At 66.6% G+C, this 21,885-nt stretch carries 20 protein-coding genes and 1 pseudogene; 12 read left to right on the forward strand and 9 right to left on the reverse strand.

Going from position 1 to position 21,885, the window contains the following annotated elements; translation table 11 throughout:
- Window positions 1-1,229 precede the first annotated feature (1,229 nt).
- The 4 genes from A7B18_RS17210 (at window position 1,230) to A7B18_RS17220 (ending at window position 4,865) form a co-directional block, all read left to right on the forward strand.
- The gene (locus A7B18_RS17210) at window positions 1,230-1,847 is read left to right on the forward strand and encodes a ParA family protein (RefSeq protein WP_102127932.1); all 618 of its coding nucleotides are present in this window, start codon (window positions 1,230-1,232) and stop codon (window positions 1,845-1,847) included.
- On the forward strand, window positions 1,844-2,155 hold the full coding sequence (locus tag A7B18_RS21560) for a hypothetical protein (RefSeq protein ID WP_146009571.1): 312 nt from the start codon (window positions 1,844-1,846) through the stop codon (window positions 2,153-2,155). The genes A7B18_RS17210 and A7B18_RS21560 overlap by 4 nt, the downstream gene beginning before the upstream one ends.
- 136 nt (window positions 2,156-2,291) lie before the next feature.
- Entirely contained in the window at window positions 2,292-3,692 is a 1,401-nt protein-coding gene (locus A7B18_RS17215; RefSeq protein WP_219722150.1) for an ATP-binding protein, read from the forward strand.
- Between the two features lie 159 nt (window positions 3,693-3,851).
- Window positions 3,852-4,865, forward strand: coding sequence for a tyrosine-type recombinase/integrase (locus A7B18_RS17220; protein ID WP_102127933.1), 1,014 nt, complete (start codon window positions 3,852-3,854; stop codon window positions 4,863-4,865).
- Between the two features lie 667 nt (window positions 4,866-5,532).
- Here A7B18_RS17220 and A7B18_RS17225 read toward each other — a convergent pair.
- Together A7B18_RS17225 and A7B18_RS17230 are read right to left on the reverse strand one after the other, a co-directional pair.
- Window positions 5,533-6,924 carry a replication initiator protein A gene (locus A7B18_RS17225; RefSeq protein WP_102127934.1) on the reverse strand — a complete coding sequence of 464 codons (1,392 nt, stop codon included), beginning with the start codon at window positions 6,922-6,924 and terminating at the stop codon, window positions 5,533-5,535.
- 828 nt (window positions 6,925-7,752) lie between these two features.
- Complete coding sequence (locus A7B18_RS17230) at window positions 7,753-8,421, reverse strand: tyrosine-type recombinase/integrase (protein ID WP_245872941.1); 669 nt, start codon at window positions 8,419-8,421, stop codon at window positions 7,753-7,755.
- 98 nt (window positions 8,422-8,519) lie between these two features.
- On the opposite strand from A7B18_RS17230, the gene A7B18_RS23130 reads away from it, so the two are divergent.
- Window positions 8,520-8,885, forward strand: a complete 366-nt coding sequence (locus A7B18_RS23130; protein WP_102127936.1) for a helix-turn-helix domain-containing protein — start codon at window positions 8,520-8,522, stop codon at window positions 8,883-8,885.
- On the forward strand, window positions 8,872-9,462 hold the full coding sequence (locus A7B18_RS17240) for an IS630 family transposase (RefSeq protein ID WP_102127937.1): 591 nt from the start codon (window positions 8,872-8,874) through the stop codon (window positions 9,460-9,462). The genes A7B18_RS23130 and A7B18_RS17240 overlap by 14 nt, the downstream gene beginning before the upstream one ends.
- A 162-nt stretch (window positions 9,463-9,624) precedes the next feature.
- Here A7B18_RS17240 and A7B18_RS17245 read toward each other — a convergent pair whose 3' ends face one another.
- The 4 genes and pseudogenes from A7B18_RS17245 to A7B18_RS23135 form a co-directional block, all read right to left on the reverse strand.
- Window positions 9,625-10,938, reverse strand: a complete 1,314-nt coding sequence (locus A7B18_RS17245) for a HupE/UreJ family protein (RefSeq protein ID WP_219722151.1) — start codon at window positions 10,936-10,938, stop codon at window positions 9,625-9,627.
- A gap of 83 nt (window positions 10,939-11,021) precedes the next feature.
- Entirely contained in the window at window positions 11,022-12,161 is a 1,140-nt protein-coding gene (locus A7B18_RS17250; protein WP_180970213.1) for a DUF3500 domain-containing protein, read from the reverse strand.
- Window positions 12,162-12,189: 28 nt separating this feature from the next.
- Window positions 12,190-13,482 (reverse strand): DUF3500 domain-containing protein, encoded by a 1,293-nt coding sequence (locus A7B18_RS17255; protein WP_146009572.1) that lies wholly within the window; start codon window positions 13,480-13,482, stop codon window positions 12,190-12,192.
- A 1,287-nt stretch (window positions 13,483-14,769) separates the two neighbouring features.
- Window positions 14,770-14,844, reverse strand: a pseudogene (locus A7B18_RS23135) (transposase); the annotation flags it as partial.
- Window positions 14,845-15,034: 190 nt separating this feature from the next.
- Here A7B18_RS23135 and A7B18_RS17265 point away from each other — a divergent pair.
- Genes A7B18_RS17265 through A7B18_RS17275 form a run of 3 tightly spaced genes read left to right on the forward strand, consistent with a single transcriptional unit; the run spans window position 15,035 to window position 17,445 of the window.
- A complete protein-coding gene (locus A7B18_RS17265; protein ID WP_102127938.1) occupies window positions 15,035-15,592 on the forward strand; it encodes a DUF305 domain-containing protein in 558 nt (185 codons plus the stop codon).
- 59 nt (window positions 15,593-15,651) lie between these two features.
- Complete coding sequence (locus A7B18_RS17270) at window positions 15,652-16,320, forward strand: response regulator transcription factor (RefSeq protein ID WP_102127939.1); 669 nt, start codon at window positions 15,652-15,654, stop codon at window positions 16,318-16,320.
- A gap of 9 nt (window positions 16,321-16,329) precedes the next feature.
- Entirely contained in the window at window positions 16,330-17,445 is a 1,116-nt protein-coding gene (locus tag A7B18_RS17275; RefSeq protein WP_102127940.1) for a sensor histidine kinase, read from the forward strand.
- Window positions 17,446-17,461: 16 nt separating this feature from the next.
- Here A7B18_RS17275 and A7B18_RS17280 read toward each other — a convergent pair whose 3' ends face one another.
- Window positions 17,462-17,884, reverse strand: a complete 423-nt coding sequence (locus tag A7B18_RS17280) for a four-helix bundle copper-binding protein (protein ID WP_102127941.1) — start codon at window positions 17,882-17,884, stop codon at window positions 17,462-17,464.
- Window positions 17,885-17,988: 104 nt separating this feature from the next.
- Window positions 17,989-18,651, reverse strand: coding sequence for a phosphotransferase (locus A7B18_RS22990; protein ID WP_102127942.1), 663 nt, complete (start codon window positions 18,649-18,651; stop codon window positions 17,989-17,991).
- On the opposite strand from A7B18_RS22990, the gene ada reads away from it, so the two are divergent.
- From ada to A7B18_RS17300, 3 genes are all read left to right on the forward strand, one after another.
- Entirely contained in the window at window positions 18,644-19,702 is a 1,059-nt protein-coding gene (ada, locus tag A7B18_RS17290) for a bifunctional DNA-binding transcriptional regulator/O6-methylguanine-DNA methyltransferase Ada (protein ID WP_102127965.1), read from the forward strand. The two genes, A7B18_RS22990 and ada, sit on opposite strands and share 8 nt — an antisense overlap.
- A gap of 80 nt (window positions 19,703-19,782) precedes the next feature.
- A complete protein-coding gene (locus A7B18_RS17295) occupies window positions 19,783-20,229 on the forward strand; it encodes a GNAT family N-acetyltransferase (RefSeq protein WP_102127943.1) in 447 nt (148 codons plus the stop codon).
- A 62-nt stretch (window positions 20,230-20,291) separates the two neighbouring features.
- Window positions 20,292-21,185: a DMT family transporter gene (locus A7B18_RS17300; RefSeq protein ID WP_102127944.1), complete on the forward strand. Its 894-nt coding sequence runs from the start codon at window positions 20,292-20,294 to the stop codon at window positions 21,183-21,185.
- A gap of 129 nt (window positions 21,186-21,314) precedes the next feature.
- Here A7B18_RS17300 and A7B18_RS17305 read toward each other — a convergent pair whose 3' ends face one another.
- Window positions 21,315-21,827, reverse strand: coding sequence for an Lrp/AsnC family transcriptional regulator (locus tag A7B18_RS17305; RefSeq protein WP_102127945.1), 513 nt, complete (start codon window positions 21,825-21,827; stop codon window positions 21,315-21,317).
- Window positions 21,828-21,885 lie beyond the last annotated feature (58 nt).

The raw sequence follows: 21,885 nt of genomic DNA on the forward strand, positions 1-21,885 counted from the left end.
GATAGGGCAGCAGGAAATGGTACGTCTCGTCGTCCACGTCACTCGGATAGCCTTGCCGGACCATTCCTCATTCTGCTAGCCCCAGAGTCCGCGCCTTCAACTTGGATTGCCTTCTATCCAGCCTCTAAGGCAGCGCACTCACCTCCACACCGATCTCCGATCCTGGCAGAACAACAGCCTTGCCAGCCGGTTGCCTCGCTGGCTTACATCCGCCTCGAACCGCGAGGCTGTGCTATCCGCCCTCCAGAAATTGCGGCGTAAAGGCGTCCAGGAAAGCAACAACCGCCAGACCACGTGTTAGTTCGACCCATCCTTGTGCCCGCCACAGCATCCGACCGACCACGGGAGCGGGGCCGGTGCTTTTCCAGCGCCGATCACCGGGGGAGGGAGGAGGCGAGGACGGGCCTCCCGTGGCCGCCCCTGCTGGGAATTGGCCTTACCAGATGAATAGAGTTATCGCGCTTTACTGGATTCCTGTTGGTCGTTTGGCTTCCGCACACCGAAAGGATGACCGGTCAGCATGGCGGAGAGGGCGTTGACCAGGAACGCCCCGAGCGTGAAGAGGAGGCTGTTGCGAAAACGACGTGATTTCGGAGTCTGAGTCATCTGCAAGCCAGCATACGACCGCGACCCGGAAAAACCATTGAAAGGAAATGACCACTTGGTCTCTTGTCTAACCCAGTTTGGAGCAAGTCTCCGAACGCCATTGGCGTCCTCTCCCCTCCCCCGGCCTGAGACGGGTGCCGAACCCAAACGCGGAGCGCAGGCAGGGCCGTGCGGAGTTCCGGATGAGGACCGCTTGCGGGTAGTGAAGACGCGCGGGCCATTCGGACGCGGCGGGACGCCGACCTGAAGGCTCCACCTCTGGTGGGGCTTCACGAGATACACGGGGGGCAGAATTGGCTCTGCCAGCAGCAGGTCTCGTCCTCCCACTCCACGTGCCTCCGCTACAGAACTTGGCGCGAAGTGGGAGCGGGTCCCCTGAGGCCACAGGTCCGCATGGATACGGACTCCCGGAACAACAGCCCTACAAGGGTCCAGCCCTCTGCCGTGTTGAATATCCACATGTTCATCCATCTGTGTTTTTATCCATATGAATAGCCATCATTCTCGACTTTTGAGAGGTGGTATGTCTATCCACCCAGACTCTTGCACTTCTACACCCCCACACGCTTGGCAGTTCAGGCATTCAAACGCCCAACCTTCTGGACGTCTGGTAGGATGACGGCATGATCGTGACGGTCGCTGGCTACAAGGGCGGGGTGGGTAAGACCACCACTGCGGTTCATCTTGCGGCGTATCTCAACCACCGGGGACCGACGCTGCTCGTCGACGGTGACCTCAACCGCAGCGCCACCCTGTGGAGCCGCAACGGGGGAGACGTCCTGCCCTTCAAGGTGGTGCCCGAGCAACAGCTCGCGCGCTTCGCCCGGCAGTTCGAGCACATCGTGATCGACACGGCCGCACGGCCCTCCAGCGACGAGCTGCGCGACCTCGCGGGCGGCTGTGATCTGCTGGTGTTGCCCACCAATCCCGAGGCGATGAGCCTCGACGCGATGCTGCAAACCACCAAGGGCCTTCAGAGCATCGGCGCGGACGGTCACAACTACCGGGTGCTGCTCACGCTCGTGCCGCCCCGGCCTGCCACGGACGGCGAGGCGGCGCGTGCCCTGCTGAAGGAAGTGGGCCTCCCGATGTTCCGGGCGGAGGTCCGGCGCACGTCCGCCTTCACCAACGCGAGCGCTGCGGGCGTCCTCGTGCGCGACGTGCGCAGCAAGGGTGGGCGACTCGGATGGATGGACTACGAACACGTCGGCGACGAGCTGATGAAGGTGGTGGACGCATGACCAAGAGCAAATTCTCTGGACTTGCAGACCTGCACCGGGACCGCACAAACGAGGAGCCTGAAGCGGAGGCTCTAGTCTCTGCTACCCCGCCCCCGGCCCCAGTCTCGGCGCGGCAGGGGAGGGCACGGGGCAAGAGTTCTTCGGGCGAGTACCAGAAAACGACCATTCTGCTGCACTCGGACGTGTATCACGCGGTGCAGACCAAGCTCCTGTCCACCAACCGCGGCAAGGCCGTGGCAGACAAAAAAGACATGAGCGACGTGGTGAACGACCTGCTGAGGGCCTGGAGCAAGAAAGCAGACGTATGAACATCTATATGGATAGGTGGAGGGAGGCTCAGGCGTATGTACGGCCAAACGCCGCGCCGGGAGGTGCCGGGCACCGTCGCGCACACCGCTCCCGGGGGAGGGGAGACCTGGTAGCTGGTTGCGGAGGCCTCCACACGTGCTAGTCACCCCCCTCGAAGAAAGCGACACGCTGGAAATGAAGCGCGAGTGGTCGGGGCGCATGAAAGGGCTCGAAGACCTGGCCGCCTTTGCCAATACTCACGGCGGCACCCTGGTGATCGGGGTGGACGACGATGGGGAGACGGTGTTCGGCTTCGACCCGAGCGACGGAGAGCTGCGCGCCCTGCTCGCGGAAGTCGTCGACCAACTTCGCCTCACGCCTGAGGTGCGGCGGGTACCCACACCGGAGGGCCGCCGCGTCGTCACGCTCGCCGTCCGGCCCGCGCCGACCCTGGTGGCTTACCGGGGCCGCTACCTCACCCGGGTAGGCAGCACCAACCGCGACATGACGCCCGACGAGGTGGCCCGGCGCGCCCTCGACCTCAGCGGCCAGTCGTGGGACGCCCTGCCCGGCCCGACGACGTTTCCCCCCGGCCGGGAGCATCCAGAGTTGCAGCCCAGCGCCGTGAGCGCGTTCCTGCGGCTCGCCCGGCGGCGCCTGCCCCACGCCTCCCCCGACGACTCTCCGCGGGAGGTGCTGGAGCACCTGCGCCTCGTGCGCGAGGACCGCCCGAACCGCGCGGCCTACCTGCTGTTCGGGCGCCGCCCACAGGACGTAGCCAGCGGAGCGGTGGTGCAGGTCGCACACTTCAAGGAAGGACGTCTGTTGAATGACCGCACGCTGGAGGGCACCGTGCTCCAGCAACTGCAAGACACGCTCGACACGCTGCGCTCCTATCTCGGTGTGGGCTACCAGGTCGGCGACCGGGCCGCCATCGAGGGTGATCCGTCGCTGAGCCTGCTGGAGCGCCTGCAACGCGCCGAGCAGTGGCCGTACCCGCTGGAGGCGTTGCGCGAGGCGCTCGTCAACGCCCTGATTCACCGGGAATACACGCGCTCCGACCGCATTCAAGTGCGGGTGTTCGAGAACGAACTCGACGTGTGGAGCCCAGGCGGCCTGCCCGCGGGCCTCACCATCGAGACCCTGCGGGATGAGCGCCACCCGTCCCGATTGCGCAACCCGCACGTCGCCGAGGCGTTCTACCTGATGGACCTCGTCGAACGCTGGGGCACGGGAACCACCCGGATGGTCCGCGCCTGCCGGGAGCGGGGGTTGCCCGAGCCGGTCTTCGCGGAGGACAGCGGTGGGGTGCGCGTGACCTTTCGGCATGCTCCGGCGCAGGGTCAGCAGGGCCTCAACGCCCGGCAGCTTCAGGCCCTCGCCTACGTTCGGGAGCGGGGGAGCATCACGAATACCGAGTACCGCACCCTGACGGGCGCGAGTGACCGCACCGCCTCACAAGACCTCAGGGCGCTGCTCGACGCCAGGCTGTTGCGCCGCGAAGGACAGGGACGGGGCACCCGGTATCGCCTCGACGACCCGTCCAACCCGCAGTAATGTCGCCAGGAACCCGCAATCCCGCATGCGGGATTGCGGGTTAGCACGGTTGTGTACCCAACACCTGGGGCGAAACAGCTAAGCCGTCTCGCCCGCTCGGCTTCCGCTTCCCTCAACCACCACCGCTCCCTGGTCAAATCATCAGGTATAAGGCGACTTATGCCTGACGTTGACTCTGTGGGGAAGCTGGCCGTCTACCGGGGGGACCTCCTGGCCTTAAGTCGGGAGTGGACGGGCCTGCATGACGAGGAACTCCGGCGGCGGGCGGTCCGGGCGGCAGGGGAGAGGGACGTGGCGGCCCTGGTCCGTCTGACGACCGCGTACCTGGCACACGCCGGTGGGTCGGGGGTGCTGACCAGCCAACACACGGTGGTGGCCTACCAACGCGGGGTCCGGCAGTTCCTGGCTTGGGCGAACGGGCAGGCGGTCAACCTCCTGCGTCCCGGGCGCCACGACGGGCAGAGTTACGTGAACGGGTTGCTCGCGGCCGGACGGGCGCCCGCCGGGGTCTCGCAACGGGTGGCCGCCGCCGCCGCCCTCTACCGGGCCTTGCGCTGGGCGGGGGCCTGCGACGTGACTCCCTTTCAGGACGTGCGGGTGCCTCAGGACAAGACGCCGGGCATCGTGAAGCGGCCACCCTATTCCGAGGACGAGATGCACGACGTGCTGCGAGTGGCCGATACCCAGGCCCGCTTCCTGCTGCTGCTCTGTGCTCACGGCGGCCTACGAATCAGCGAAGCGCTGGCCTTGAGGTGGGAGGAGTTGGACGAGAGCGCCCGGCGCCTGCACGTCACCCTGGGCAAGGGCCGCAGGCAGCGGGTGGTGGCGCTGAGCACCTCTCTGGCACGGGCGGCACGGGACTACCGGGCGGAGTACGGGCCTGGCGGCAGGGAACATCTGGACGGCAACCGCACCACGGGCCCGGACCGGGTGTTCCGCTTCTCGGACACGGAGACGGCGCGCTACCACCTGGGCAAGGCGTTCCGGGCAGCGGGGGTGAGGTTCCGGGGCTTTCACCCGGGGCGCAAATACGCGGGCACCCGGCTGCTGGGGCAGGTCAAGGACTTCGGACGGGTCGCGGCCCACCTCGGGCATGAGAGCGTGGACACCACCCGGCGTGGTTATGCGGCCCTCCCTGTTGACGATCTGAAAAATGACCTGATCGGGTGGTGAGGGTGTTCTGATCCCACCTAGAAATGGCGAGACAAGGCCTTTTTTCGTGTAGGCGATCTCCTCGCAGGACTCCCTACTTGGGGAGCGGACAAGATCCGATACTGGTAGCGAGTTCAGGGATGCACACTGGGCCATGAGCCTGCGTCCTGAACCCCTCGGCGAGATTCTCGAAGACACCGCTCGCGTGGCCTGTGGGGCACTCCCCACAGGCCACGCCATCATGCGGCTTTGTGACGCATTGTTTCCCTCAACCAGCGCAGGCGGGCGGCCCTTTACCTGGTTTTGACGGGAAGCTGAAGGTATGAGGCGCGAGGTCCACCCGTGTGGATGACGTGCTGCCCGCTGTTCTGCGCCACGTAGTCACGGACCCCCGGCATCATCGGTCCCTGCGGTCGCTGCGCGCTGATGACCCGCCTCTTCCGGCGCCGTCAGGGCCCACACCCACCACGCCACCCCCCAGGCGGAGTGAGGTGCCCCCCCGACCTGGCCCGGCGGAACGACGGTGACAGGAGCAGCGGACGAGACGGGAAGGAGAAGCGCGGTCAGGAGGACGAGGGCAGAACGCATCCCACCGAACCTAGCGGACGCTCCAGGACCGGTGGGCTGAAGTTATCTCCGGTCTGGTCGACCTGAAGGGGGGGAGGGGACCACCGGCGGTTTTTCAGGCTCAGCGTTCGTCGCCGGAACGCAATCGCCTACGCAGCGCCTCGACAAATTCGTTCCACTCGCCCCGGGCCCGCGCTGCCGTCGCCCGGCGGGAGAGGTCCGTCGCCAGAAGGGTCCCCGCGACCGCCTGCGCCTCCAGCCGCGCGAGGTCCTCGGCACTCAACACCCGGCGGAGCATCAGCAGCAGGGCGCCGCGTTCCTCCCGCCACTGCTCGGCGGGGGGCAGCCGGGAGGTCGCCTCGCGCTGGGCCGCGACCGCCCGTTCGGCCTCGCGCTCGGCCTGCTGCTGCCGCTCCAGAACCGCGGAAGCGTGCGCCGCCTGAATCCCGGGATCGGTCGGGCTGCTGGGCTCGAACTCGTACTTCGCCCGGTTCACCAGGAAGTCGGCCAGGAGACCCCCCGGATTGCGAATCGGAGTGCCCCCCGCCAGTCGGCGATAGCGCAGGAACTCCACGGCCTCGTGGATGCGGTCGGCGTGGTCACGGGCGAGCTGCACCGCCCGGGGCCCCCCCACGCCCTGCTCGCGCAGCAGCCGGACCAGCCCGGGGTCGGGATCCGCCTTCGTCACGTACAGGTATTCCAGCACTGTCGCCTGCCCGCGCCCCGTCATCCGGAGGTCACTCAGGTAGTTGTTGGCGATCAACTCCTCGTGGGCGGGCTCCAGGGCCCGGCGAATCTTGTCGGTGTCGGTACTGCTGATCCCGCAGGCAGCCCGCCAGTCCATCAGGTTGACGGTGAGAGACGACCGGATGCTGCCCTCGTCGTCGTACCGGTGCGCCTCCGACAACCGGTAGAGGGCGCGCGAGGGAGGTTGCTCCAGACGCTCGAGCACCGTGCGGTTCAGGGGGTGCATGAATCCGGCCCGCAGGCTCTCGGCAACGGGTGTGCCCAGCCGCACGCTGAGGGTGCTGTCTGGCACCAGCTCCGGTGGGTCGCTGACGCTCTCCTGGTCCCAAAAGCGAATCTGGTCGACCACCCGAAAGGCGTCGTTGAAACGCACGGCACTGCCGTCGGGCCGTCGCCAGCCCTCGCTGACGATGAAGCCGGTGGACCAGATGCGCAGCAGGCCCTCGCGCATCCGGTGGAAGGCCCGGCCATTCTTAGTCATCAGCGAGGCCTCGCGCAGGGCATTCGCGCTGGTGTGCACCCAGTTGTCCTCGGGGGCCCCCTGCTGGAGAAACAGTTGCTGCAACCCCAGCACCAGGTCCGCGTCGGCCCCATGCGGGCGGCCCCGGCTGGAATCCCCCTGCACCCGGACGGCGCGGCCCCCGATCACGAACGCGGACTGCCAGCTCGACGACTCACCCAGGCGGGCCTGAATGCTGAACAGGCCGAGCCGGTCGAGGTTTCGCTCGATCTGGGGGGTCGTGGGCCTGAGGCGTTTTCTGTTCATGTTGTTTTTTACTTCTTTAAAGATAAAAGAAAACAACAACAGGGAAGGGCCCTCCCGGCGTCCTGGACGCTGTTTTCACGCCATTTCCCCCCCAAGGTATCCCAGGAGCCCGGTCATTTCCCCCAAAGGTATCCCAGAAGGAAGCCCTCTTTCCCCCGAAGGTGTCTCACCTCCCGGGTTTTGAATAGGAGGATGCTAAACGTGTCTGAGACGGGGAAAATTCGCTTCCCCCAAAGGTGTCCCAGCTTGGCGCTCCCTCCTTCCCCCAAAGGTATCCCAGTCGAGGGGGGCTTTTCCCCCGGAAGTATCCCAGGTGGATCTGGCCTGTCTGGGCGTGAGTTTTCCCGACTGGAACGGGATTTCTCAACACCCTGGCGCGGCCCTCCCCCAAAAGTGTCCCACCTTCAGGGAGGTTGGAAGAACGCCTGCCTGGCCTGGCTGTTGACGGGATCGCACTGGGGCGCAACGACGAGGCCAGTGTCATGCGGAGGACTCCTCTGTGCCGTGCTCAGGTGTCCCGCGTGGGCCTTGCCCTGAGAGACGGAGGCACATGCTTTCTCAGAAGGACAGTTCGACTTCCCCACGTCCGCCACGCCGTGTCGTCTGACCTGGCCGCCTGAGGGCCGAGGAGGACTGGTGGGCAGGATTCGCGTGACTCCCGCACCTTCCTGAGGCACCGCCCTCTGACACCGCTGACGTAGCGATACCGGGAGATCACCTTACACAGCTCGTGATGGGTTCACCCGACGCGTCCTACTAGGGGCTGAGACAAGATGCAGAAATTTTAGTACGCTAACAAAAAAGAGCGGCTGGGCCGCTCTTTTTTAGCTAGGGGTGACCGCCCAGGGCCCGGAGGTAGCTCTCGCCCATGTTGCGCGCGCTGGTCTCGGCGTAGATCTGGGTGGTGGCAATGCGCTTGTGGCGTAGAAACTTCTGCACCTGATCGAGCGGCATTCCGGCGTCCAGCAGCAAGGTAGCGACGCTTGCGCGCAAGCGGTGAGGCGTGACCCGCTTCTCGATGCCTGCCCGGTGGGCCACGTCGCGCACCATCAGTTGAACAGCTCGTGGCGTGTAGCGATCATGCCGGTTGCTCTCGAACACATAGCCGGTGCGGCGCCCAGCCAGATGGGTTCGCAACTTCTGCGCCAGGGCAGGCAGGATCGGCACGTACCCGTCGCTGCCCCCCTTCGCGTGCGCGATGTACACCTGGGGTGGGTCCAGCGCCAGGTGCAGGTCCTCCACCCGCAAGTTGACGAACTCGGAGACCCGAGCCCCGGTGTAGAACAATGTCTTGACCATCAGGCCCGAGCTACTGGCCCGGCGGTACGCGGTCTCGATCAACCGCTCGATCTCCTGCCGGTCAAGGCGGTCCACCGTCCGCCTCCGCTCCCTGGGAGCAGAAAGCCCGAGTTCGCGCCGCACGTCCTGGACCACGTGTTTGGTCTGGTCATAGGTCAGATGGTGTTTGCGCCACAGCTTGACGGTCTCCCGCACCACCTCGCGCAGGGAGTTCGCGTTCTCGATTTGACCGCGAAGTTCAGCCTCTTTTCCCTCTGACAGCGGTGGCCGGATCAGTTGAGGGAGTAGGGTGTGGTATGCGAGGGCGAGCGTACAGCCTGGACTTGCGGGAACGGATCGTGCGTGCGGTGCAACAAGGAATGAGACAACAGCAGGCTGCGCAGCACTTCACGGTGAGCGTGGCAAGCGTGGAGCGATATGTGCGGCTGGATCGAGAGGGCCGGGGGCTACGCCCTCGGCCCCGTCCCGGACGGTCGGTGAGTGTGATTCCACCCGAGGAACACGAGGCGCTGCGGGCACAACTTCAGCAACACCCGGACCTCACGTTGGCCGAACATGCGGCGTTATGGCGTGAGCACCACAAGGTAGCGTCGGCCAGCACGCTGGTCCGCCGCTTCAAGACCTTACGACTGACGAGAAAAAAAGACATTGGCCGCCGCTGAGCGGGATGAGGCGTGGCGAGCCCAGTTCGTCGCCGACCTGGCCCATGTCGTGCCGAGTGACCTGCTGTACCTGGACGAGAGCGGATTTCAAACCAACATGACCCGCACTCATGCCCGTTGCCCCCGAGGGCAACGGGCCATCGACATCGTTCCTCGGAACCGAGGCAAGAATCTGACCTTGCTCTGTGCGCTGACACTCGCAGGTTCGACCGCCCCGCTGGTGGTCGAGGGCGGTGTCAACGGCAGCGTGGTTATCACGTACGTGCGCGAGGTGCTCGTCCCCGTGCTGCGCCCTGGGCAGGTCGTCGTGTTGGACAACCTTGGGGCGCACCTGCGCCCCAAAGTCCGTGAGTTGGTCGAGGCCACAGGAGCCTTGTTGGTCTACCTCCCGCCCTACTCGCCCGACCTGAACCCCATTGAGTTCATGTTCTCCAAACTCAAGGCCGCCCTGCGTGCCCTTGCCGCCAGGACTCGGGAGGGCGTTCTTGACGCGCTCCGCCACGCCTTAGACGCGGTGACCCTCTCCGACGCCCAGGGCTGGTTTCAGCAGGTTCTCAACCTTCAACTCTTCCGGTGACCGCTGTGATTCTCCTCGCTGCATCCCTCAGCGTAGGCCCAACTTCTTCGGAGTATCGCTCTTGAGCGAACTCTTCAGCCTCGCATGGAAAGACACAAACTTGAAAGGGAGGAGAACGCCCTCTTGGGCGTCCTCCGTCCATCATCAACCCTGTTGAGGCGGTCAAGCTGAGGGTGCTTCGGTGTTCCGCAGTTTCTGGAAGGCGAACCCCAGCGCGGCCAGGGCTGCCAGCCCCAGCAGGGCCCAGGGGCCGACGGTCCCGAGGCTGTCGGCGAGGGTTCCCAGGGGGTTCGCCAGCCCCACCCGGTCGCCCAGCCAGCCCAGCGACGCCAGGACGGCGAGTGACGCCCCGACCACGCGTACCGGGGGATACAGCCTCGTTTGCGCCAGCAGGATCAGCCAGGGCATCGTCACCGCGATCACCAGCAGTTGCATCGCCTCGATCCCCAGGTTGAAGCCCAGCAGGCTCAGCGCCGTCTGCCACGGGCTGAGGTTCAGCTCCGCCAGCGTGTACGAGAAGGCCAACCCGTGGATCAACCCGAAGCCCCCGGCCACGACCATCTCTCGCCCGGGGAAGATCGGGCGCAGGGCGTGGACCGCCGACACCAGGATCGACACGGCGATCAGGGCCTCGATGGGCTGATCCGGCACGTTCACCACCCGCAGGGTCCCCAGCAGCAGGGTCAGGGAGTGGCCGACCGTGAAGGCCGTGGTGATCTTGACGATGTTCAGCAGCGAGCGCCGGGTCCCGCCAAAGGGCCCCCAGTGCGGACGGCGATTCATCACGGCGAGGAGCGGGGCGGGGAGCAGCAGGGTCAGCAGGAACAGGAGGTGATCGGTTCCTTCGGCGATATGGGTCATGCCTAGCCGGAAGATGCCCACGAAGCCTTGCCACGCGCTGCCGCCCGCCTGGTTCACCTCAAGGGGAGGCACTGTGCCTGTGCGCGTGTCGGTGCGGATCACGCCGACCTGGACCGGGTGCTCGCCGTGCAGGCCCTGTTCCCAGTCCTGCCGGATCGAGACCAGGATGCTGTGGGTGACGACCTGATGCACGATGGCGTCGTACTTCAGGGTGAAGGTGCGGGTGCTCGCTCCGGCGGGCGGCGTGAGTCGCACGGGCACCACGAACTCCTGGTAGGGGCCGGTCATGGTCTGCTCGGCCTGGGTCAGCGTCGGCGTTCCCACGCTGACCGTCCACGCCTGCCCAGAGGGCGTGGCGGCGGCGAGGTGCTTCAGGAGGTATGCCCGGAGCTGAGGACCGTACTGCTCCAGGGCCGCCGAGTTGCCGAGCAAGTTCCAGCGGGTCGCCAGTTGCAGTTCGTTCAGGGGCAGAGCCAGTTCCGCTGTGACAGAACTCGTGTGCAGGTCAAGCTGCATGGTCGTGGTCGGCATGGGATGTGCCGCCGCCTGCTCTGGGAGCAGGGCGAAGACCAACGCGAGCAGCCAGGTCAGCAGGGAGGATCGGGGCAGGGTCAAGGGGATACCTCGGGGTCAGGAGAAACCAGAGAAACGGGAAGACAGCTTGACACAGCCGTCTTCCCCACCTGGTCACGTCGGGTTCAGAAGGAGTAGCTGGCGCCGTAATCGCGGGTGTGGTCGCGCCAGACCGAGTGGTAGTGAATCTGGTCGCGGTACACCACGCCGGTCTGACACACGAACTCGATCCACGCGCTCGGCCCGTCGATGCGCACGTAATCGGTGTTGTTGGTGAGTGTCGAGTTGCCCGAGAAGGCGATGTACGTGCTGTCCAGTTCGTTCTCGTAGATCTTCAGGAGCGCGGCGGCGGTGGTGTCGTCCACGTCCTGCACCCAGGGCTTCATGGCGGCGAGCACGAGCGCTTTCTGCGTCGTGCTGAGGGTGCTGACCGCGAGCCCTTGCTTGGTGGCCGGGAACTGGCCGTCCTCCCCCGGCCCCAGGAGCACGTCACTAAAGGTCTGCGAGAGCTTGGCGCTGGCGAGCTGCGTGGAACTGAGGCCCGCGAGCATGGCGGCCATCGCGGTCTGCTCCTGGTACAGCGGCGCGTAGGTCGTGGTGCTGCCGCTGGTCCCCGGGGCCGTGCAGTTGTTGGCCGTGGTCGTGGTCCCCGTGACCGACCAGCACTTGGGCTCCACGCCCTCGAACATGGGCGTTGCGCCCGTCACGGCCCCGGCGTTGTAGGTGATGTTGACGGCGAGGTGGTGGCCGCCGAACTGAAGCTGCCACTGCCCCGTCGTGCTGGGCGTGTTCAGGAAGGCGAGGAAGTAGGTTCCGGAACTGTACCCGCCGCCGCCCGGCCCACCGCCGCTGTTGCCCGCCGATCCCAGCACGTCGTCGGCGGCGCGAATCTGCATGGCCTCGTCGTAGCCCTCGTTCGTGGTGGTGCCCATCGCGGCCTTCACGACCGCTTGCGCGGCGGCGAGCTGGGTCGCGCTCAGGGTGCTGAACTGGATGCCGTTGCGGCAGTTCGACCCACAGGGCAGGTTCGACCACTGGATGGCCTCGGCCTGGGTGCGGGTCAGCACGACGCTCGCCTGCTGGCTGGTGCTGAGGGTGGCGAGGAAGGCGTTGGCGGCGGTGACCACCTCGGCCGTCGTGCCGGTGCTGATCGGGTCGCCGCCCGTCCCGGTGTCCGTGCCACCCCCCGTCCCGGTGTCGGTGGTGCCGCATCCGGCAAGCAGCAGGGCGAGACTGAGGGGAACGGCAAACAGAGCTTTCTTCATACAGCACTTCTTGCAGAGGAGGGGAAGTTCAGAACGTGTACTCGCCGCCGTAGTCGCGGGTATGGTCGCGCCAGATGGTGTGGTAGTGAATCTGCGAGCGGTACACGACGCCGTTCTGGCACGCGAACTCGATCCACACGCTCGGCCCGTCGATGCGCGCGTAGTCGGCGTTCTTCGTCAGCGTGGGGTTGCCGGAGTAAGAGATGTACGTCTGGTCCAGTTCCTTCTCGTACACGGCCAGGAGCCGGGCGGCGGTGGCGTCGTCGGCGTCCCGCACCCAGGGCCGGATCGCGGCGAGCACGCGGGCCTTCTGCGCGGCGCTCAAGGTGCCGACCCGCACGCCCACCTTCGTCTCCGGGAACTTCCCGTCCTGATTCGGCCCCAGCAGCACGTCGCTGAAGGTCTGGGAGAGCTTGGCGGCGGCGAGCTGCTGGGCGCTGAGCCCCGCGAGCATGGCGGCCATCGTGTCGTGTTCGCCCTTCATCGGCGCGTAGGTCTTGCCGTTCGCCGTCCAGACCTTGGGTTCCACACCCGTGAACTTCGGGGTCGCGCCCGCGACCTGCCCGGCCTTGTAGGTAATGTTGAACGCGAGGTGGTGGCCGCCGAACTGGAGTTGCCACGTGCCCGTGGTGCTGGGTGTGCCCAGGAAGGCGAGGGAGTACAGGCCGTTGCCGTAGTCGTTCCCGGTCAGGCCACCCGCCGGGAATCCACCGGCGGGCGGTGTCCCGTTCGGTGCCCCCGCCGGGGGCGTTCCCGACGGCGGCCCGCCTGCGGGGGCCGTCCCGGTGGCTCCGGCGGGCGGGGTTCCCCCACCCCCGACGCCGTTCGTGTTGCCCGAGATATTGAGCACGTCGTCGGCGAGGCGAAGCTGCAACGCCTCGCTGTAGCCTTCGTCCGCCGCCGAGCCCGTCGCGGCCCGCACGACGGCGAGGGCGGCGTCCCGCTGGGTGCTGCTCAGGTCCCCGAGCGCGACGCCGTTGCGGGGCACGATGGCGACGGGCAGGTTCGACCACTTGATCGCGTTCGCCTCCGTCGCGGGCAGGAGGACCTTGGCCCGTTGCGCCGCGCTGAGCGTGCCGAGGAAGGTGTTGGCTGCGCACACCACCTGGGCGGTCTGGGTAGGAAGCCCCGCGCACCTCGCCGGGAGGGTGACGTTCTGGCCCGTGAGGCGCAGGCCCGTGGTGGTGACGGTGCCGCCCGCCTGAAGGGTGGCGGTCGCCTTGGCGGTCGGCTCGGCCCCCCCGGCGAGGGCGGTGCTGGCGAGATAGGCGCCAAGCGCCGCCGTCGGGATGAGGAGAGCCAGGGTGAGGGAACGTTTCATGGTGCCTCCTGGGAGCGGAAGAGGGCGAGGAGCGCGACTGACGCTGGGCAGTCGGCCTCACAATGACAGGCAAACTGTCGAGGGGAAGAGCGGGCTTTACGGTCTCTTAAAGTTCAGCTTACAGCGTGCCGGTTGGCGGCACATCCGGCTGATTCAGTTGGCATAACCGTGCAGCACCTTCCCGATCTCCTTGTGGGTGCGCTTCTCCCCATGACTCCGGGCCCGAGCAGTGGCGGGGTTGCTCCGCGCTGGCCCAGCACGATGGGTCAACAAAGGCAAGGGTCTAAACGGACGTTTTCGGGTACTTGGGGCTACAACGCGTGAAGGGGTGCCCGTCGAGGGCGCGTACCGAGCATTACGCGAATAAAGCCTGTCTGGGACGGGCTCTTTCGTTAGCGTACTAAAATTTCTGCATCTTGTCTCAGCCCCTACTAGCACCGAGTTCTGCTGAGCAGTCTCATCCAATTAATAAAAACCTGCGGTGATCCCCAGGGCCTTCCACTTCCGCCTCGGCGTGGGCTTCTGCCCCGTTCTGATGGGTTGTGGGGGTTTGGGTGGGGACGGAGGGGGCGGGGTGTGATGTCCATGTATTTATTTGTCAGTTCCGACCGTGGCAGGTGGGTGTGACCACAACGCTCGTGACGACCTTTTGAAGGATTGGGGGGCGGGCCGCCCTTGCTGCCGAAATCTGCGCTCTCGGTGACCCTTCTTTCCCTACCCTGCCCTGGAGAGTGGTTCGAGTAGTCTGCTGTCTAAACCTCCTTTAGGCGTAGAGGACTGTTGCGGCGGTGTCGGAGTGTGCTGCCGTGAACTGGTGAGATGCCCAGTCTTGGGACCACTTTAGCCAGGTCATCTCTCATAGCCCTTCGCTGGCGCTGCCCTCCGTCTCACGGGTGCCTGAGCACAATCAGCATCGGTTGCGCTCGGCAGACATGCATCCAGATGGAGAAAAACGTTGCCGATAGACACTCCCGAATTCGTGCCTTACCCCCTACCCCCACGCGAGTGGGGAAGACGGATGTGAACCTGGACGCTCTCCTGCTCGTGCGGTTCACCCCCACGCGAGTGGGGGCTACGACAAGATTGACGAGTCCTACCAGATATTGTCTTTGCAGGCCGCGGTCAAGCAGTCTGTTTTTCGAGTCGCGCATACTTCGGATCGTAGGGTCGTCCTGATTGCACCATCGCAAAACCCACGCACAACAGCTTCCGGGCCAGGGCCGTCACCGCCACCTTGCCGGGCTTTCCCTGGTCGCGGAACCGCTGGTAGAAGAGCTTTTTCTTGCTCTAGGTACGCGTGGCCGCCACCGCTGCCAGGTAGACGATCCGCCGCAAACGAGGGTTGCCGATCTTGGAGATCCTACCCCGCTTGTTCCTGGGGTCACACCAGCAGGGGCGCGGAAATGAACGCTCAGCCTCCTACAGATCGTTCCTTGCTGGGCCGAGCCCAGGTAGAGCCGCGAACTCCCCAGCGCGAGCAAGGGCGACGGCACCCACCGCTCCCCCTCTGCCGCTTGACACGAGCTTAACAGCGCCCCCCTAGCCTGCGCGTATGCATAGAACCTTCCTGATCCTGCTGGCCCTGCCCGCCCCAGCCCTCGCCCAGATGGATCACAGCACGATGAACATGACCACGCCTACGACCGGCATGAGCCAGTCGATGGACCTGAGCGCCCTCACCGGCAAAGCCTTCGACCGCGCCTTTCTCTCCATGATGATCCCGCATCACCAGGCCGCCGTCGCCATGAGCCAGGCTGTCCTCGGCACCAGGGACCCCAAGGTCAAGGCCTGGGCAACGGCCATCATCAAAGACCAGAACCGCGAGATCGCCCAGATGAACACCCTGCTGAAGAGCTACGGTGGCGTGGACAGCAAGATGGTGGGCATGATGAAGGCCATGACGGGCGATATGGTGGGCAGCGTTAGAAGCGCCAGCAACAAGGAGCGCGCCTACGTGCAGGGCATGACCCTACACCACGCGGACGCCATCGACATGGCGAACCTCGCCCTCCAGAAGTCGCAGAACCTCAGCGTCCTGAAGCTGGCGCGAGACATCACCCGTGCCCAGGCCGGGGAAATCTACGACTTCAAGGCCTACCTGCTGCGCTGAACGGCTGGAACAGCCTGCCCCACCTCTTCGGTGGGGCCATTGTTTGCCCTGGAGACCCCATGCCCCACGTCCTGATCGTGGACGACGACCCCGCCATTCTCGAAATCCTGCGCGCTTACCTCGCCGCGGAAGGGCATACCGTTCTGGAAGCGGCCGACGGGATTCAAGCCCGCGCCCTGCTTCCCCGTGCCGACCTCGCCATCCTTGACTGGATGCTGCCCGGCGTCTCCGGCTTAGAGTTGGCACGGGAAGCCCGGGCGGCCCGCCTCGACCTGCCCATCCTGATGCTCACCGCCCGAGGGGAAGAAGAGGACAAGCTGCGCGGCCTGGACCTCGGCCTCGACGACTACGTGGTCAAGCCCTTCAGCCCTCGGGAGGTCGTGGCGCGGGTCCGGGCCCTGTTGCGCCGGGTGGGGGTGCGCGAGACCGTCACGAGCGGGGGCCTCCACCTCGACCTGCGGGCGCGGAGCGCCAGCCTGAACGGTCAGCCCCTGGACCTTTCCAAACTGGAGTACGACCTGCTGGCCGCGCTCGCCTCCCATCCCGGCCTGGCGTGGACCCGGGAACGGTTGCTGGAGCGAGTGTGGGGTCAGGACTTCCCCGGCACCGAACGGGTGGTGGATGTGCACGTCACCGGTCTGCGCAAGAAGCTCGGCGACGACGCCGACCGACCCCGCTTCATCGAGACGGTGCGAGGGGTCGGCTACCGTTTCAGGACCGATGCTTGAGGAGGTCCCGTGAAGCTCTACCCCCGCCTGTTCCTCTCGCACCTGCTGGTCATCCTGATCGCCGTCGTGGCCATGCTGGTCCTGACCGAACTGCTGGCCCCCGCCTTCGTGCGTCACCACGTCGAGCAGATGGTGCGGCTGATCGGCCCGGACGGGGCGAGTCTGCGCCCCGACCTGGAACGGGGGATGCGGCGCACCCTCAATTCGGCCCTGTTGGTGTCCCTCCCGCTCGCGCTGCTGGTGGCCGCCCTCACCGCCCTGCTCTCCGCACGGCGGGTCGTCCACAGCGTGACCCTGTTGCGTGACGGGAGCCACGCCATCGCGGCGGGCGAGTATCGGCGGCGTCTTCCCGAGCAAGGAAACGACGAACTGACCGACCTCGCCCGGCACTACAACCGCATGGCCGGGGCGCTGGAACGGGTCGAACAGGGCCGAATAGAACTCATCTCGAATGTCGCGCACGAACTACGCACACCTCTGGCTGCTCTACGCGGGTACGCCGAGGCCTTGAGAGACCGGGTGCTGGGCCCCGAGGTGGCTTCGGATGCCATCGTGCGGGAGACGGCGGCGATGGAGCGGCTGGTGCGGGACCTCAGCCTGGTGTCCCGGGTGGAGGCGGGGGCGGTCGAATTGCACCCCACGGACTTCCACCCAGCGGACCTGCTGAAGTCCGCCCTGGAACGCTTCGAGGGCGCCGCCCAAGACCGGGGCGTCCGCCTGGCCGTGCTGCCGGACGAACCCCTTCCAAACGTCACGGCGGACTTCGAGCGGGCCTCGCAGGTCCTGGCGAACCTGCTCTCGAACGCCCTGCGGCACACCCCAGGCGGCGGACAGGTCACGCTGACCGCCCGTGCGGAAAACGGTCTTGTCACCTTCGGGGTGCGCGACACCGGGAGCGGTATCCCCGGGGAGCACCTGGACCGCATCTTCGAGCGGTTCTACCGGGTGGACCCGGCCCGCACCCGGGGGGAGGGAAGCGGCGTCGGCCTGACCATCGCCAGAGGGCTGGTCGAGCGCATGGGCGGCACGCTGACGGTCACCTCCAGTTCAGAGGGCAGCACCTTCACCTTTACCTTGCTCGCCGCCCACGTGGTCAAACCTCGCCATGTCGCTGGCACTCCTTGACCGGGCGTCAACCACTTCAGGCGCTCATGCTCCCCAGGAGGTGCTGGCAGGCCTGCTCACAGCGGCGGCAGGATTCGGCGCACACCGCGCAGTGCTGCATGTTCATGTCACGGGCGTGCATCTCGCACTCGTTCCCGCAGGCCTGGCAGGCGGCAAGGCAGGCCTGAAGCTGGGCGCGCAGCACGTTCTGGTCCGGCTGGGTGAGGCGGGAGAGGATCCGGCCCGTGGTCCCGCACACATCGGCACAGTCGAGGTTCAGACGAATGCAGTGGACGAGGTGCATCAAATGCCCCTGCTCGCCAAGGCAGGCGTCGGCGCATGAGGTACAGACGCCCTCGCACTCGGAGCAGGCGTCGATGCACTCGGCCAGTGCCCCCTGATCAAAGACGCTGGCGGGGTTGGGGTGGGTTTGGAGCATCCGGGCGGTGTTCTGCGGCATGGTCATTCTCCTGGGAAGAAGGGGCGTGGTGGCCGAAGTGGGGTAACGGCGGACCCACCGTCACCCCACCAGCGTAGGCAGCGCCGTGTTCAGCTTGTGTAAAGTCAGGATGACCCTTGAAGGGCATTGCGTCGTCGTACGTCCGTAAGAACCGCCGCAGGTCGGCGAGGGTCAGGAACGCCCCGCCCTCCGGGGTGGGTGAGCGCGCTCACCAGGCCGGAACACACGTCAGTCAGGCGCTCGCCCCAGGTGGCTTGGTCCACGTCGAGCAGGCCCGTCCCCTCATCCCCCATGTGCAGAACATTGCACAGGCGAAAGTCGCCGTGCAGGTGCGTGCGGGGCAGGGCCAGCTCCTCGGGAAAGGCCGCGTGCAGGCGCGCGGTCACGTCGGGCAGCAACGCGCGGGTCGTCTCCGTCACCGCCAGGGCGAAGCATTCGTCGGCCGCCCGCAAGCCATCGGCGTCCCGGGCGCGATCTGTCCAGGTGACGCGGCGCGCATCAGGTCCACCACGTCGTACGGGGAGCCGGCCAGCACGTCCCGGTGGAAGCGCCCGAAATGACACGAGATGTTCTGGCCGCATTTTGCGGGCGGGGTCGTGGGTCGTGCTGGGGTGAGAGGCGCCGGGGAGTGGTGCTCGCAGGAGGGGAGACACATCACAGGCACCACGCGCAAATTTGAGCGCAAGAAACGGATAGTCCTCGCCTTCCGGCTTGGGTAGCGTGGTGACGAGCAACCCCAGAAGCGAGGTGTCCCCCTTGGTGTCCATCCTCCTGCCCGAGTCCACGTCTGCCGATCCTCGGTGGCTCGCGGTCCTCGCCCGTGACCCCCGTGCGGACGGGACGTTCTGGTACGCGGTTCGCACCACCCATATCTACTGCCGCCCCAGTTGTCCCTCCCGCCACGCCCGGCGCGAGAACGTCACCTTTTACGACACGCCTGCACAGGCCCGCGCCGACGGCTACCGGCCCTGTCTCCGCTGTCAACCCGATGAGGTCAGCGTCCATGAGCAACTCGTCGCGCGAGTGCAACACCTGCTCGACACGGTGTCCCCCACCCCCAGCCTGGGTGAGTTGGCCGCGGCTGTAGGGTTAAGCCCCTTCCACCTGCAACGGGTCTTCAAGCGCGCCACCGGCCTGAGTCCCAAGCAGTACGCCCTGCGGGCCCGCACGGAACGCCTCAAGGGCGAGTTGCGGGACGGGGCGCGCGTGACCCCCGCCCTGTACGAGGCCGGGCACACCTCCTCCCGCACCCTGTACGACCGCGACACCGATCAGCTTGGGATGACCCCGACGGCCTACCGGCGCGGCGGCGCCCACCAGACCATCGGCTATACCCTTACCGACAGTCCCCTGGGCCGGATGCTCGTCGCCGCTACCGCGCGTGGCCTCTGTGCTGTGCGCTTCGGGGAGGACGAGGCCCTGATGAGGGAACTGCGCGCCGAGTATCCACGGGCTGAACTCGTCGAGGATGCCCCGGGTCTCGCGCCCTATCTGGAGGCGCTGCGCGCCCAACTCGCCGGGCGCGCGGCGCCCGCCCTGCCCACCGACCTTCCCGGGACGGAGTTCCAGCGCCGCGTCTGGGAGGCGCTGCGCCGCATTCCCCCCGGCGAGACCCGTTCCTATGCCCAGGTCGCCGAGATGATCGGGGCGCCGACTGCCGTGCGGTCGGTGGCGCGGGCCTGCGCGACCAACCCTGTCGCCCTGGTCGTGCCGTGTCACCGTGTAGTGCGAACAGGCGGCGCGCTGGCGGGCTATCGCTGGGGCATCGAGCGCAAGCGGGCGCTGCTCCAGCAGGAAAGGGCGTTCGCCACCGATTAGCCGGAGCTTCTGGAGCCGGAGGACCGGAAACCCCTCCGAATCTCACCCAGACGCAGGCTCATCCCCATCTTGGAGCTGCCATGCAGATTCAGACCGCCGACCCTTCGCACCTCGACCTCCTGCTGCCCCTGTTCGCGGCCTACCAGCGCTTCTACCGCGCCCAACCCGACGAGGCGCGCAACCGGGCTTTCCTGGCGCGGCTGCTCGCCACGCTGGACCTGGGGGTCCAGTACCTCGCCCTGGGGAATCAGGGGCCGCTCGGTTTCGCCACCCTGTACTTCCCCCTGTCCTCGGTGAGCGCGCAGCCCTCCTGCCTGCTCAATGACCTCTTCGTCATCCCTAAAGCCCGGGGCGCGGGGACAGGCCGGGCGCTGATCGAGCGGGCCCGGCAGCACGCGGCGGAGGCCAGGTACGCGACTCTGCGTTGGCAGACCGAGCAGGCGAACGAGACGGCGCAGCGGCTGTATGACGGGCTGGGCACGACACGCACCGCCTGGTTCACCTACAGCCTGCCCACCGGAGTTTGAGCGCAAGAATCGGATAGCCGCGGGGGGACACGCCCGGGCAGCATGGGGAGCAGGAGAACGCCATGACACCCAGAGACCTGACCGCGCTGCTCGTCCTGTCCGCCCTGTGGGGCGGCTCGTTCCTGTTCATGCGGATCGCCGCACCCGCCCTCGGTCCTGTGCTGCTGATCGAACTGCGCGTTCTGATCGCCGGGCTGGCTCTCCTTGCCTTCGCGCTGGCGACCAGGGCACTCCCTGGGTTTCGTTCGCGCTGGAAACATTTTCTGGTGATCGGGGTCATCAATTCGGCGCTGCCCTTCGTGCTGATTGCCACGGCGGAGTTGCACATCACCGCCTCGCTGGCAGCCACGCTCAATGCCACCACGCCCCTGTTCGGGGTTCTCGCCGCGGCGCTCTGGCTCGGAGAGCGGCTGACGTGGGGCAAAGGGGCAGGGCTGCTGCTCGGCCTGCTGGGCGTCGCCGTCCTGGTCGGTCTGGGGCCGATGGCGCTCACCCCGGTGGTGTGGCTCTCGATAGGGGCCTCGCTGCTGGGCGCGCTGTCCTACGGGGTGGCCGCCGTGTACACGCGGAAGAACATGAGGGGGACGCCCCCCCTCGCGCTGGCGCTGTACAGCCAGCTCCTTGCGGCTGGGGTGTTGCTGCCCGCGGTGCCGTTCACCTGGCCGGATCAGGCCCCGTCGGGCGTGGTGATCGCCTCGGTGCTGGCGCTGGCCCTGCTGTCCACAGCCGTCGCGTACCTGCTGTACTTCGGCCTGATTCAGCGGGTGGGGCCGACCAAGGCGACGATGGTGACGTACCTTTCCCCAGCCTTCGGCATCCTGTGGGGTGTGCTGCTGCTACGGGAACCGCTCAGCGTGTGGACCTTCGTGGGGTTCGGGCTAATCCTGGTGAGCGTGGCCCTGATCACAGGCGTCCGGCCCCAGCGTCCGCCCGCCAACATGCCCACGAAGGCGTGACCCAGAGACCGTCCTGGCTGGCCCCATCTCCGCCGCCGCGTAAGGTCAGCGCCCTGCCCTGAAGCAGGTTGACCTCCCTGACAGATATGTTCGGGCGCTTGTGCGTGGTACGCGAGGTTCCGCCACCTCCTACTCTTGCCGCTTGCTGGGCTGGGGGAGGGGCGGCAACCGGGCGGGGACAGGCGACGACTGAACGATCGAAGTCGTCGTGCTGCCATAGATCAGAAAGCGGTCGAGCAGTCGGTCGAGCTGTTCCATCGACGGCAGGTGAACGCGCAGGATGAAGCAGTCGTCGCCCGTGATGCGGTGACACTCCACCACCTCCGGGATGCGTCTGGCCAGCTCCACAATCTGGGCCAGACGCCCACTGTGCGGACGGACCCGCACGTAGGCACTCAGGGGCAGACCGAACGCACGCGGGTCCAGGTCCAGCCGGTAGCCCCGAATCACCTCCGCCTCCTCCAGCCGACGCACCCGCTCCGTCACCGCGGGTGAGGACATGCCGACCCGGCGTGCCAGTTCCGCCATCGTCAGCCTGGGATCGGCCTGGAGAACGCCCAGAATGCGCGGGTTCACCTCGTCCAGCAGCGGGCTCGTGAGGTCGTAGGTAAGAACGGGTTCTTCTTTCATTTCCTCAGGCATCTGGGGCCTCCCGCCTTAAAGTGTCGATATACGTCGCCGGACTCGCACTTTAGGCTGA

Source organism: Deinococcus planocerae, from assembly GCF_002869765.1.
Taxonomy (GTDB): domain Bacteria; phylum Deinococcota; class Deinococci; order Deinococcales; family Deinococcaceae; genus Deinococcus; species Deinococcus planocerae.

Coding starts and splice junctions, on each gene's coding strand:
- A7B18_RS17270 (WP_102127939.1), top strand. CDS start 15,652: ATGCCCCACGTCCTGATCGTGGACGACGACCCCGCCATTCTCGAAATC.
- A7B18_RS17220 (WP_102127933.1), top strand. CDS start 3,852: ATGCCTGACGTTGACTCTGTGGGGAAGCTGGCCGTCTACCGGGGGGAC.
- A7B18_RS17210 (WP_102127932.1), top strand. CDS start 1,230: ATGATCGTGACGGTCGCTGGCTACAAGGGCGGGGTGGGTAAGACCACC.
- A7B18_RS17305 (WP_102127945.1), bottom strand. CDS start 21,827: ATGCCTGAGGAAATGAAAGAAGAACCCGTTCTTACCTACGACCTCACG.
- A7B18_RS23130 (WP_102127936.1), top strand. CDS start 8,520: ATGCGAGGGCGAGCGTACAGCCTGGACTTGCGGGAACGGATCGTGCGT.
- A7B18_RS17280 (WP_102127941.1), bottom strand. CDS start 17,884: ATGCCGCAGAACACCGCCCGGATGCTCCAAACCCACCCCAACCCCGCC.
- A7B18_RS22990 (WP_102127942.1), bottom strand. CDS start 18,651: ATGGACACCAAGGGGGACACCTCGCTTCTGGGGTTGCTCGTCACCACG.
- A7B18_RS21560 (WP_146009571.1), top strand. CDS start 1,844: ATGACCAAGAGCAAATTCTCTGGACTTGCAGACCTGCACCGGGACCGC.
- A7B18_RS17300 (WP_102127944.1), top strand. CDS start 20,292: ATGACACCCAGAGACCTGACCGCGCTGCTCGTCCTGTCCGCCCTGTGG.
- A7B18_RS17265 (WP_102127938.1), top strand. CDS start 15,035: ATGCATAGAACCTTCCTGATCCTGCTGGCCCTGCCCGCCCCAGCCCTC.
- A7B18_RS17255 (WP_146009572.1), bottom strand. CDS start 13,482: ATGAAACGTTCCCTCACCCTGGCTCTCCTCATCCCGACGGCGGCGCTT.
- A7B18_RS17295 (WP_102127943.1), top strand. CDS start 19,783: ATGCAGATTCAGACCGCCGACCCTTCGCACCTCGACCTCCTGCTGCCC.
- A7B18_RS17225 (WP_102127934.1), bottom strand. CDS start 6,924: ATGAACAGAAAACGCCTCAGGCCCACGACCCCCCAGATCGAGCGAAAC.
- A7B18_RS17250 (WP_180970213.1), bottom strand. CDS start 12,161: ATGAAGAAAGCTCTGTTTGCCGTTCCCCTCAGTCTCGCCCTGCTGCTT.